Here is a 12,266-nt window from a genome sequence, read left to right on the forward strand (position 1 = left end):
ATATAAATTAGTTTTTTCTAAAAAATCTAATCATTTAACGAATTAATATTTGTTTAAATTTTCTATTTTTTGTTATATACTTAATTAGAATCATTATATCTGTATATTAGGAGTGTATTTCTATGGAGAAGCTTAACAAAAGCGATATTATTCGCAGCGTTCCGCAAAATGGTTTCTTTGGACATCCCAAAGGACTATTTACTTTATTCTTTACAGAATTTTGGGAGCGATTTTCTTACTATGGAATGAGAGCAATATTACTTTACTATATGTACTATTCTATTTCTAAAGGTGGCTTAGGGATGGATCATGCCACAGCTGCATCCATTATGGCTATCTATGGTTCGTTAGTTTACATGTCAGGCATTATTGGTGGGTGGATTGCTGACCGCCTATTAGGTTCAAGTAGAACAATATTTTGGGGTGGAGTTTTAATAATGATTGGTCATCTCATCTTAGCTCTACCAGGAACGGTTAGTACATTATTTATCTCAATGGTATTTTTAGTACTTGGAACAGGGTTATTAAAACCAAATGTATCTAGTATTGTTGGTGATTTATATAGTGAAACAGATACTCGTCGTGATTCAGGTTTCAGTATTTTCTATATGGGTATTAATTTAGGAGCACTATTATCACCGTTTGTGATTGGAACACTTGGTCAAAAGTATAACTTCCACTTAGGTTTTGGTGTGGCAGCAATTGGTATGCTATTTGGATTAATTATGTATGTTCTTACGAAAAAGAAAAATCTAGGATTAGCAGGAACGCAAGTACCAAATCCTTTAACAGACAAGGAAAGAAAAAAGGTTCTTATACAGTTTAGTATTGGTATTATCGCAATTGCACTAGTTTGTGTGTTAACAATTCCAACAGGTATTTTAACGATTGATCGATTTACTTTGCTTGTAAGTATCTTAGGTATTCTAATTCCAACAGGCTACTTTGTCTTTATGTACCGTAGTCCAAAGACCACAGAAGTTGAAAAATCTCGCTTAATTGCTTACATACCACTATTTATCGCTGCTACAATGTTTTGGGCGATTCAAGAGCAGGGAGCAATCATCTTAGCTAGTTATGCTGATCAACGTACGCAGTTAAACTTTGCAGGATTTGAGGTTCAATCTTCATGGTTCCAATCTTTAAACCCTATTTATATTGTTTTACTAGCACCAGTATTTGCTTGGCTTTGGGTAAAGCTGAATGCACGCCAACCAAGTACAGCAAATAAATTTGCTATCGGTTTATTATTTGCTGGTTTATCATTCTTAGTGATGATTATTCCTGCATATATCCATGGTACCGAATCCCTTGTTAGCCCAATTTGGTTAATCATTAGCTTCCTTTTAGTCGTAATCGGGGAACTTTGTTTATCACCTGTCGGCTTATCTATTACTACAAAACTAGCACCAGCAGCGTTCTCTGCTCAAACAATGAGTTTATGGTTCTTAACGAGTGCATCTGCACAAGCTATCAATGCGCAGCTTGTTCGATTATATAATCCTGAAACAGAGATTATTTATTTCGGTGTAATTGGCGGAATATCCATTGTTTTAAGTGTTATTTTATATTTCATGGCTCCAAAGATTCAGGTACTTATGAAAGGGATTAAATAATAGAACTGTGCCAAAAACTTGTTACCATGCAGGTTTTTGTGCACAGTTTTTTAGTGCTTTATCGTATGTAAAACTAGCTCCTTTTAAACGAAGAACTACAAAGGCAAATTGATCAGAAGTAAGTCATTTATCGATATGGATGATTGGGAGAAAGCATTTACGGTAACCCCAAGTCGAGAGTATTCCGATACTAATATAGTTTATACATCTAACCTTATTTAATAGGTTAGTTTTGAAAGATGGAACTCCCGCATTTGAAAATGATGTACATAAGTTTTCCAAATGGGCAGCTTATTTTTTGTTTTAGGGTTACTTCAATATCTAAGCTAAATGCCTATGGAGCAAAACTAAAAAAAGACGCCAAATGGCGCCCCCAACTTGGGTTAATGAGGTTTTAGTTTTCCAATCTAAAGAAATATTGTATCAGCTCACAAAGAGAGTATATCATAACATCCAAGAGAAATAATATGCATTCTTACATATCGAAATAAATTTTGTATTCTTGCACTGACGGACCAGGAATAGCAAGATATGAAGTAAATAAGCGCTGTAAAAATATCAATTCATAGAAGCGATCAATTTCTGATATGACATGTTTTAATATCACAAAAGCCATCGCGAAATGATGATTGCATGATGGCTTTTGTTGTTTTCTTATTTCTTTGTCTCATTGACCCATGTAACGATGTCCTGGATGACATACGCAGGAACATTGGAAGGGACTTCGTATTCACTAGGGTGACTGAATTCCCCGTCGCCCTCCGTGAAGATGTGATTCAATTTCGGATATTCTTTGAACTGAACATTACTGCGACTTGAAAGCCCTTCTTCCCATCTCGTAAACTCGTCTTTTACAGTTACTTGATAATCACGTGCGCCTTGCAGAATCAGTAATGGCTCTTTTCGTGATTTCGCTTCCTCAACTGGACGCCAACGAGTCACATCATACATGAAATGTGGAGAAGGATAATTATAACCAGCTGGTGGGTGATCTGGATCAAAAGTAGGATCCTTAATATAAGCGAATTGTTTTTTTAGTTCATCAATAAAATCCTTAGGTGCCCCGAGGTACTGATACTGATCAAGGAGCATGTCAGTAAAAGGACGTGCAGGAGGTGCCATTAAAATACTTCCTCTTACAAGTGATGAAGGTGCTTTGCTTAGTATACGCGGCATGGTGCCAGCTCCTTGGCTATGTCCGAGAATGAAAATGTTACCTGGGTCAATACCTTCCTGCTGCGCTGCTGATTTTGCTGCATATATGGCATCATCTGTAGTATCGCGATCTAATGTAGCAGGTTCTGCACTCATTTTAAAACCGTGTTCTAAGGAACGTTTCTCGTAACGTAGCACTGCGATACCGCTTGATGAAAGACCAGCTGCAAGGTCTCTAAAGATTTTAGCTCCCATAAATGTACTGTCACGATCTTGTGGACCAGAACCGTGAACAAGAACAACAACAGGTACTTTTTCGCCAGGTTTATGTTTTGGAACCGTTAATGTGGCTGGTAATGGGTATGTAGTATTTCCAATTACGATTACACGTTCTTGGTAGGAATCAGGTTGGTCATAACTAGGATGTGGGATGGTATAAGATTTCTGTGGCGTCGTCCGTACGCCAACTTCATCAATTTTGCCGCCAGGCGTGAATTTAAGGAGTAGTGGAATAGTAGTTCCTTCGATAGCTCCTGGAATTTCAACCGTTTGATGGACTAAGTTTCGTTCTTTAATAACAGGTGTCCCCATGCTTGTAATCATACTCCCGCCACTTTGTGTCCACCAGCTTTGTAATATGTTTGCCGTAAACTTGGATTGAAAAGCAGCAGATGTCAACTGAAGTGCCTCTGCATATTTACCTTGCTGGAGATAGTCAAAAAATAAAGACGTACGCTCCGGTAAAGAGACTTGTTTCTTTTCTGCAGTTTGTGCCCCTTGTGTATCCGCATGAATCGTAGTTGTAAGCGGAAAAGAAGAAACACCTAAAGAAAAGAGTAAGGTAAAAGAAAGTGCTGATTTTTGTAACTTCTTTTTTTTCATCCTGTTTAACCTCCAAATGTATAATGGTATGAAATAAGAATGGTAATTAGTGGAATGTTTCCCTATTGGGGTTTCGTTACATGTATGTGGGAATCCTGCATACATATCATAAAAATTCCGTTTGAAAGAATAGAGGAGTTAAGCAATGGATTTATACATAAATCTTTGTCCAATCATAGAAGTCAATAGTTTTTCAAACACTGATTCCAATCTCGTTATGATGTAAGGGAAGAAAAACAAGAAGAGAGGGAGGCATACGATAAAGAAATTTTTATGGTTCATTTCTACATTTTGCATGATTTTAGGATTGGTAACAGGGGGTAGTAGCAAAGATGACACTGGAATTTCCGTTACAAGAAATGTAGCGGAGAAAAACCAGCAGAAAAGAAGAGAAATAAAGAGAAACAAAGCAAAATTAGAAAGAAGAGAATAGTTATGAGGCAGCAGCGTCTGTACCTGTAAAAAAAGAAGAGTTTACGGGTAAACTGCAGTATCCAGAATTGGTCGAGCAGGCAATGAACCTAGTACCTGGGCAGAGTAAGAAACAAAATGCTAATAGAATCATCAAAGCTACGATACTGGATCATATCGACGGTGATACGTTTCGAGTGAAGTTAGCAAACGGTAAGGTAGAAGTTGTGAGAGTCCTATGTATTGATACGCCTGAAGTGCATCATCCAAGACTAGGACTCCAATAGGTTATTTAACAGAAGTGTAAGAACAGGCGCAACCCATATGCGTTTTGTAACGTATGAAACATAAACGCCGAGTCCGATAACGAAAACTGGCACAAGAAAAAGTTGACGTACGAAAGGCTCTATCTTGTTCAAAAAATCCATTTGACATCCTCCTTTTTACTTCATTTTACATATTTTATACGATAGAGCTTGGCAGGTCCCTTTTGGAATCGTTTCTATATGATATTGGGTATTGTATAAAAGTACTTAAAAATAAAAAAGAACCCTCATCAGGTTCTCTTTTTAATCGTGCTAGGATAACTAGAGTTGGAATAATTACTAATTAAAGTAATGCATTTAGAAATGGTTATTCTCCAGCATATATCTTTTTATATTGAATGCTTGGCTTACCTTTGTATTCGATTAGCCCTACATAGTGAATATAGTCGCCTGTCAAACTGAAGTGGTATAAATGCTTTTCAGAACCACCTAATAGCCCCCCTACACCCGCGCGTTGAATTGCTTCTGATTCAATACTTCTCATTGCTTTACCACCAGTAGTAGTATTATACACGTCAAAATTTAATTTTGAACCATTGTTTGTGTTAGCAATGACGTATTTAGCATTTGCAGCGATAAGGGTTTGACCGTAGTTTATCCCATACTTTAGTTTTTGACCTTGTTTATCATACACATAATCGCCCTTGTTTATATCAAATACTGTTTTTCCAGAGCCATCATATAGTAAGTTTTGTTTTAAATCAATATAGATATTGTTAGTGCCATAATCCTTTAATTTCAGATTTTGTATCTCCTTTTTTGAACCGTCATCTAAATGCAGGAAGACCTTCTCTCCTTCTTGTACTAAAAGAGCGCTACCGTTCGAGGTTTGTACATAATGATATGTATTGGCTGTATTTTGGCTATTACTAATATTATTAAAAGAGGAACTTTCTAGGTTGGTATCAATCTCTACCATTTTAGCTTGTTCATCCATAAGAGAAGTTCTTGCTACGGAACCATTTGAAATGATGTGTGCATCTCCAAAGAGTGTAGAGGATACGCCGTCTTCTCCATTATAAAAATGTTGATCTTTTATGATCCATTTTCCTTCTTTATCGTCTAATTTGCCGATTGATACAAAAGTCTTATCTTTTTTCTCTTCTTGGATGTATTTTTGGAACATGACATAAATGTAATCGCCCTTTCGAGCAACACCAAGTTCTTTCACTTTTCTATCGTCTAATAAATTAGAAAAACTTTCTCCGCCGAATTGATCTATAGTAATTTCTTTATGGTCTTTGGCATTTGTATTTTTTTTAGACGAATCGGAATTACTAGTTTCTCCTATTTTTGACCCGTTGGCCACTTGGTCTTTAGTTGTATTTTCATTCGCAGATGCAGTTGTTTTATTTCCTTCTTTTGGTTCTGAATTGTTGGAAGAGCAACCTACCAATAAGCTAAACGTACAACCTGCTAATAATATGTTCTTACTTGCTTTAAGCATATTTCTTTTCATAATTTCCTCCTACAGATATGTTGAATGATACGATTATACTATATATAATTATATATTAATATACTATTTAATAGATTTTAATAATAGAAACATACTGATAATGAAAGGGTGTATAAATAGTGAAAAAAGTAGTGTCATATATTGTTAGTTTAGGAATACTGTTAACAGCATGCTCAAACGAAGACAAATTAAAGGTTGAATCAGAGAGTCGTGCAAACACAAATAAAGAAGCTGTCGGTCAAGTAGAAAACGATAACGATAAAGTGAAGGATAATGATCATGCTTCACCATATAATGAGGAAATGGCAAGAGTAGCCATACAAAAAATGATGAAGAAATATCCAAAAGAAGCTGGGAAGAACGTGTTACAAATTGAGAGAAGGGCAATGGATATTTTTCATGTTACAACGGATAAGCTAGAAGTTCAAATGCAGTTTAAAGATGCTGGGAGTGGAACAGTGGAATGGATTATGTGCGACTGGAACACAGGTCAACCGTTATATCAAAGTGATAAATGGAATGCCTATAGCTAACTACAACCTATAATTATCACATAGGGACTGGATACTAGATAAAAAGAATTTGCACTCAAATGATTTCAAAGTAGTAGATTGATTTTAGACAGGAAACATTCAATACGCATATATGGGAGAGTCGACATATGGACTTAGAATTAAAGGTAAAAAGAAAATAAATACATACTACAAAACTACATAATGAAGAATATCCGTATGCCTGGCAACTGGATCGTATAGTGAATTGGGATGAGTTTCGTAGAGAAGGTGTAGTGAAAACATAATCTAGTTTAAAAGAGTAAATGCATGAGCTGGAGTTGCTGGTACATTACGAAGTAGTCTTCATATAGAATGGAATTTCATGTACCGATTGCTATAGGAAAGCATTTTGTATGCAATTCGAAGGAATGCAAAGCAAATCATGTTTTTACAGATACAAAAAAGGAGCTGTTAGTAAAGCTAACTGCTCCAGGTCAAGGAATCTCCAAGGGGAAAGGAGAAAGACTAAGAAATTCAAATGAGTTTTGGCTAATGCCTACCCCTAGTATTGACGGAATAATAAGTTTTATTCAATCATAACGAAAGTAATGTGTAAGTATGTTACAAGAATAGTCCAATACCTATCCATGCAACTCCTAATATAGACAATGATTCGATAATAATTAAACGTTTAGCCTTATCTTGTTTTGGCGTAGTTAGCTTCCTAATTAGGGAGAATAGTCCACTTATTCCACACAAAGTAAGAGCTAATAGTAGTAAAGTACTTGTCATCCTGATCACTCCTAGTATATGGATATTCTTATTGTATACCAAGCTGCAGACTATAAAAATAGTAATGTTATCGTATCTTTTCTATGAAGTATGTAAAGTGTGACGTGAATCTTCAATGGATAGAGATCGTGTAAGGTAACTTTCAGTATTAGAAGTATGAATATTACGTGAAAGGAATGCAGACTGTTGAAAATATAAAAAACGTATAGTACAATAAGGGTGTAAGCTAGATTATAACGAACAAGAAGTCGGGTGGTTCTGATTCTCGTTCTATTGATAGGTCGTAATCTTTTTGAAAAGTCTTGGTTTGGTCACCAAGGCTTTTTTTCGTACGCAGACAGGAATAAAAGCACTGCATGTCGCAATACTATATAGAGTAGTAATCTGGGTTTCAACGTCTTTGCACTTCAAAATGATACTGCATTGGTCGTGTGCAATGAAAGTATGGTCAGTACTTCACCTTGGAACCCAATCATAACTACAAACTGGTCTTAGTGTCGCTACTTATAGCGGCACTTTTTTATTTAAGAAGATGTCTTACATATTCAGTTATACCCTTACCTATTTCACTTTTGGTGAAAAAGTAATGTATATTTCTAAGGAAACTGAATGCTGTAACGATTGTGCCAAAAGAAAAAAGACGCTTACGTTTCTTTTCTCTCTCTGAACGTTTACGGGTGGTTCTAGTATTCTCCACGTTCTATTGTCACCTCCTCTAAAAAGAGAAGGGCAAAGACGGCACGTATTCAGTGTACAGTGTTTGATAAATCTCTACAAGAACTTATTTTCTGGTATGGAACATTCGAATATGTAGGATCAATTTCGAGTAAGATTTTTGAAGAAACGTACAAAGGTTATATGTACTGATTCTCTTTTACTAGATAAATAGTATCGGTGGATTTAAGATTTTTTCATGTTGTAATTAAGATAAGTTAATGGAATACTATGATGAAATTTAGTGTGATAAAAGGCATAAGTGAATGGAGGGAATTGGATGGTTTATAACATAATACATAATAGATTCAAACTACGAGAAATCGAAGAAAATGATTGGAAGGATATACACAACACAGTCCATTGTGTGCCGATACCAAGCATGGGGCCCTAATTCGGAAGCGGAAACAAAAGAATTTGTAAACCAAGCTCTTCAAGATGCAAGTAAGGTCCCGAGAAGTCGATTTTCTTTTGCATTAGTTGAATTGGAGTACGAAAGAGTGGTAGGGGCAGGTGCGATTACGATTCGAGATTTTACTAATAGGGATGGAGAAATAGGGTATAACATAAATCCAGATTATTGGGGAAAGGGACTTGCAACGGGAGTAACAAGGTTGCTGATTACATTTGGATTTGAGGAATTAAATCTTCATCGTATTATCATGATGAGTGCGAATACTGATGTACGGATTTGCACTTACATGAAGCAGAAAGTACACAGAATGTGGTTACACCGATTGGTAAAGTAGGGGGGGAATGTCACTTGAAAAACGGCTATATAAAGGGATTTACAATAAATCACTTTTAATCAGTTTACATAACATATCTAATAGGGATTTATAAAAAACAAGTGAATAAATCTCAAAACGAAAAGAATACTTATATCATTGAGACGGAAAGAGAAATTTAGTAGTTACATTTTGAAATTTGTATTTAAATAATATTTAGCAGAACGTTTAGCTAAACCGGCTATAATAAAAAGAATTAAAGGAAATGCTCTATTTCGACATTACAACAATTAAATTTTGTAAAATACACCATCTATTTAGTCTTAAGGAGTTAAAGTAAACTGTTTCGCATTAAAATGTTATATATTAGATATGTTCTATAAGCAATCATTTATAATATTAATATGTATAGCTGAACATACCAGAAACTAAAAGATATTTATACTGATGAAAGGTAGGGTATATGATGCCTTTATAAAAGCTTGGAAAAATAATCACTAACAACTTCGCACGAAATACCAATTTTACGAACAATAAGATATATAAATAAAAATCTAATACAGTATTTAGGGATTTCTAGCTCAATTGCATGAATCTCAGTATATTGGTATGTGTCTATATAATTCATATTTTATATAGGAATCATTAAATACTGAACAATTCATTGAAAATATTCATAGTAAATTACCTTTTACTATATAGGATTTTTTCTTATGGTGATCTAATTAACTCCTCATAATTATGATTAAATTAACCAATTCATGTTAGATAACGAATTTTAAACTGTTTTCATATATTGATTTTTTGCATGAATTTATATATATTAATTGTTTTATTTTACATACATTTATATGTAGTTTTTGCACTAATTTTTATGGTTTTATACAAAATTATCAATTAGTTAGCTATAATTTTCATTTGACTAACTACACTATACCATTCAGTTTTGAGCATATTTTAGTATTTCATAATTTAATTATGTAAATAAGTTTGTGTAAAAATTGAATTTAACGCGAACTTGTGTTCGCTTTTGTTTTCTGTTATATTATATATGAGGTGATTTTTATGGACTACAGCAAGCAACGTCAAAAATCCGTACATCGTAAAAAATTATACGAAAATCTAAATGAAATGCCTTTTTACATAGAAGAATTTGTGGAATACAAAGAATTGCATGATGCCTCTCCCTCCACCCTACTGAATTATGTATATGATTTTAGAGTCTTCTTTAATTGGCTATTATCTGAACAAATTATTGAATTAAAGCCCATTAAAGACATATCTTTCTCTGATTTGGAGAATTTAAAGAAAAAAGATGTTGAGAACTTCATGAGGTTTCTAAAACTACAACAAAACATGCAGAATTCCTCTGTTAACAGAAAAATTTCAGCTTTAAAATCTTTATTTAAGTACCTTACCTCTCTATCAGAGAATGAAGATGGAGAATGTTATTTTTATAGAAATGTAATGGCTAAAATAGAAATACATAAAGATAAAGAAACATTAAATGCCCGTGCAAAACGTATGAGATCTAAAATATTTCATAATGATGATGATCAAGAGTTTTTAAATTACGTTAAGTATGAGCATGAAAAATCTTTAACAAAACATCAGTTGTTCTATTTCCTAAGAGATAAAGATCGAGATGTGGCAATCCTCTCCCTTTTTCTTGGTAGTGGCATTCGAGTAAGTGAATTGGCCGATCTTCGCATGGAAGATATAAACTTAAAAGAAAGGCTAATTGATGTAATCCGAAAAGGAAACAAAGAAGATTCTGTATGGATTACCCCAATCGCATTGAACGATTTAGAAAAGTATATGGAAATTAGAGATAACAAATACGCTCCAGGGAAAGAATTAAAAAATGTGTTTTTATCAAAGTATAAACATACTGCACAACCTCTTTCGGTTAGAGCTATCCAGGATATAGTAGAAAAATATACTAAAGCCTATGGTAAAAAAATGTCCCCTCATAAATTAAGACACACATTGGCAAATAAATTATACATGGAAGAAAAAGACTCGTTACAAGTGATGCAGCAACTTGGGCATACGAGTCAAGATACAGCTTTGTTATACACTCAACTTGGAGAAACAACTATTAAAGATAGTTTAGGAAGAATTGGAAAGAATAAAGAATAAAAGTTCAGTGATATATAATTGCTGAACTTTTATTCTTTTCCTTCCCCTTTTAAATTCCATATATTATTCTCATCCTATTTGATTTTATTATATAAAAAATACATAGTATAAATTCTAATTTAATTGGTATATAAAAAATTGGGCTAGGGGCGGTAATATTAACGATTTCAGATGTATGAGTTAGTAAGTGCTTAATATTAATTTGATCGCCTTTTACAATATTCGAAATAAAAGTATCTACAATATCATGTAACTGCAACTTTTTTCTTCAATTCACATTAAAATTGCAATTGTAGTGAACTTTTTAGTTATTAATTCCATACGAAACTTAGTTATAGCAGTATTTGATATAACCCATTCATAATTTGCTTTTCCAAATGATTCTTTATATAATGAGTTCCCTTGATAACCTACAAAGATATTTCCACTAAACATTTCTTCTCAATTATTAAAAAATGAATAAATATATGATTTTAACAAATCTCAAGCACATCTTAGTTTGTATAATATTGGTTACTTGAGATATTATCTAATGGCATAATCATACCCTTATTCACTTTTTCCCTTTATTTTGACCTTCTCCTGATAATTTCCATTGTTGCTTTACTTATTATTTTTATCGGTTCCTTTGATTGGTACGTTAATGCATAAATACTAGCACCTTCTATCATGCTAAAGAATAAATACGCATTTTCTTCTGCTGCCGTGTGAGACCAATTTGACTCAATAAATTTCTCTTTTAATATGATTACAAGTGCATCATAAGCATCTCTACATGCCAAGCGGAGTTGTTCGCTCATATGCGAAGCTTCTAGGGACATTAATGCTAATGGAATCCCATCATGTGCAGCCTTTGGATCAAATTTTAAAAATTGATTTAAAAATTCATCAAGGGCTTTTATTACATCATCATGCTGAGAGAATAGGAATCTTAGTTGCTCAGTTGCAAGATCTTTTGTTCTATTAATAGCCTCAATGGCTAATTGTTCTTTTCCTTTGGGAAAATAGTGATATAGGGAGCCCTTTGGACAACCTGATTCTTTAATAATTTGAGTTATACCTGTTGCATGGTATCCTTGTCTTTGAAACAGTCTTGAAGCTACTGTTAATATTTTTAACTTAGTCTCTTGTTTTTTCAAGTTTAGTTCCCTCAATCTTTCTCTTCGAAATCACGTAGACTAGCAAGCAATTCTGTAAATGTTGAGCAAACAGGATGTATTGCTTCCTCTATGTTTTCCTCCTCATGCTCCCAAAATACCACTGTTGGTGATTCAGGATTCGTTTGGTAATCTATCTTTTATATCATCATAAACTTGAATGATTGAATTTCTACTTTCTAAATCAAAAGTTAAAAGCTTACTAAATACATTCTCATCCTGTCCGGTTACATCAAATATTTTTAGTCTTGGATAACCACTATCATATTTTTTTACACATTCTACAAAATCCATAGGGAATTTAATTTTGAAATATTGTTCTACTTTCTGAATGTTTTCATCTGTAATTTCTTTTTTATTTACTCCAATCCAAGTAACGTTGATCATATA

Annotated in this window: 10 protein-coding genes and 1 pseudogene; 5 read left to right on the top strand and 6 right to left on the bottom strand. The window is 33.8% G+C overall.

Features of this window, described 5'->3' with window-relative positions:
- The first annotated feature begins 122 nt into the window (after positions 1–122).
- Positions 123–1,616: a peptide MFS transporter gene (locus ACTFRU_RS21585; RefSeq protein ID WP_139849907.1), complete on the top strand. Its 1,494-nt coding sequence runs from the start codon at positions 123–125 to the stop codon at positions 1,614–1,616.
- Positions 1,617–2,270: 654 nt separating this feature from the next.
- Here ACTFRU_RS21585 and ACTFRU_RS21590 read toward each other — a convergent pair.
- On the bottom strand, positions 2,271–3,653 hold the full coding sequence (locus tag ACTFRU_RS21590; protein WP_440037854.1) for an alpha/beta hydrolase family protein: 1,383 nt from the start codon (positions 3,651–3,653) through the stop codon (positions 2,271–2,273).
- 515 nt (positions 3,654–4,168) lie between these two features.
- Between ACTFRU_RS21590 and ACTFRU_RS21595 the strand changes: the two genes are divergently transcribed.
- The gene (locus ACTFRU_RS21595) at positions 4,169–4,351 is read left to right on the top strand and encodes a thermonuclease family protein (RefSeq protein WP_239502865.1); all 183 of its coding nucleotides are present in this window, start codon (positions 4,169–4,171) and stop codon (positions 4,349–4,351) included.
- Here the strand turns inward: ACTFRU_RS21595 and ACTFRU_RS21600 are convergent.
- Together ACTFRU_RS21600 and ACTFRU_RS21605 are read right to left on the bottom strand one after the other, a co-directional pair.
- On the bottom strand, positions 4,337–4,492 hold the full coding sequence (locus ACTFRU_RS21600) for a hypothetical protein (RefSeq protein ID WP_163092889.1): 156 nt from the start codon (positions 4,490–4,492) through the stop codon (positions 4,337–4,339). The genes ACTFRU_RS21595 and ACTFRU_RS21600 overlap by 15 nt on opposite strands.
- A gap of 205 nt (positions 4,493–4,697) precedes the next feature.
- Positions 4,698–5,849, bottom strand: coding sequence for a hypothetical protein (locus ACTFRU_RS21605; RefSeq protein ID WP_069604443.1), 1,152 nt, complete (start codon positions 5,847–5,849; stop codon positions 4,698–4,700).
- 119 nt (positions 5,850–5,968) lie between these two features.
- Between ACTFRU_RS21605 and ACTFRU_RS21610 the strand changes: the two genes are divergently transcribed.
- A complete protein-coding gene (locus tag ACTFRU_RS21610; protein WP_139849903.1) occupies positions 5,969–6,382 on the top strand; it encodes a hypothetical protein in 414 nt (137 codons plus the stop codon).
- 582 nt (positions 6,383–6,964) lie between these two features.
- On the opposite strand, the gene ACTFRU_RS21615 is transcribed toward ACTFRU_RS21610, so the two are convergent.
- Positions 6,965–7,135, bottom strand: coding sequence for a hypothetical protein (locus ACTFRU_RS21615; RefSeq protein ID WP_166695909.1), 171 nt, complete (start codon positions 7,133–7,135; stop codon positions 6,965–6,967).
- Between the two features lie 1,046 nt (positions 7,136–8,181).
- Here ACTFRU_RS21615 and ACTFRU_RS21620 point away from each other — a divergent pair.
- Positions 8,182–8,598, top strand: coding sequence for a GNAT family N-acetyltransferase (locus ACTFRU_RS21620; protein WP_227749014.1), 417 nt, complete (start codon positions 8,182–8,184; stop codon positions 8,596–8,598).
- 1,044 nt (positions 8,599–9,642) lie between these two features.
- Positions 9,643–10,719 carry a tyrosine recombinase XerS gene (xerS, locus tag ACTFRU_RS21625; RefSeq protein ID WP_242264227.1) on the top strand — a complete coding sequence of 359 codons (1,077 nt, stop codon included), beginning with the start codon at positions 9,643–9,645 and terminating at the stop codon, positions 10,717–10,719.
- 566 nt (positions 10,720–11,285) lie between these two features.
- On the opposite strand, the gene ACTFRU_RS21630 is transcribed toward xerS, so the two are convergent.
- Complete coding sequence (locus ACTFRU_RS21630; protein WP_017658092.1) at positions 11,286–11,858, bottom strand: TetR/AcrR family transcriptional regulator; 573 nt, start codon at positions 11,856–11,858, stop codon at positions 11,286–11,288.
- 11 nt (positions 11,859–11,869) lie between these two features.
- Positions 11,870–12,263, bottom strand: a pseudogene (locus tag ACTFRU_RS21635) (SMI1/KNR4 family protein).
- Positions 12,264–12,266: the final 3 nt, after the last annotated feature.

This window comes from Bacillus cereus group sp. MYBK220-1 (assembly GCF_051916445.1).
Classification (GTDB): domain Bacteria; phylum Bacillota; class Bacilli; order Bacillales; family Bacillaceae_G; genus Bacillus_A; species Bacillus_A cereus.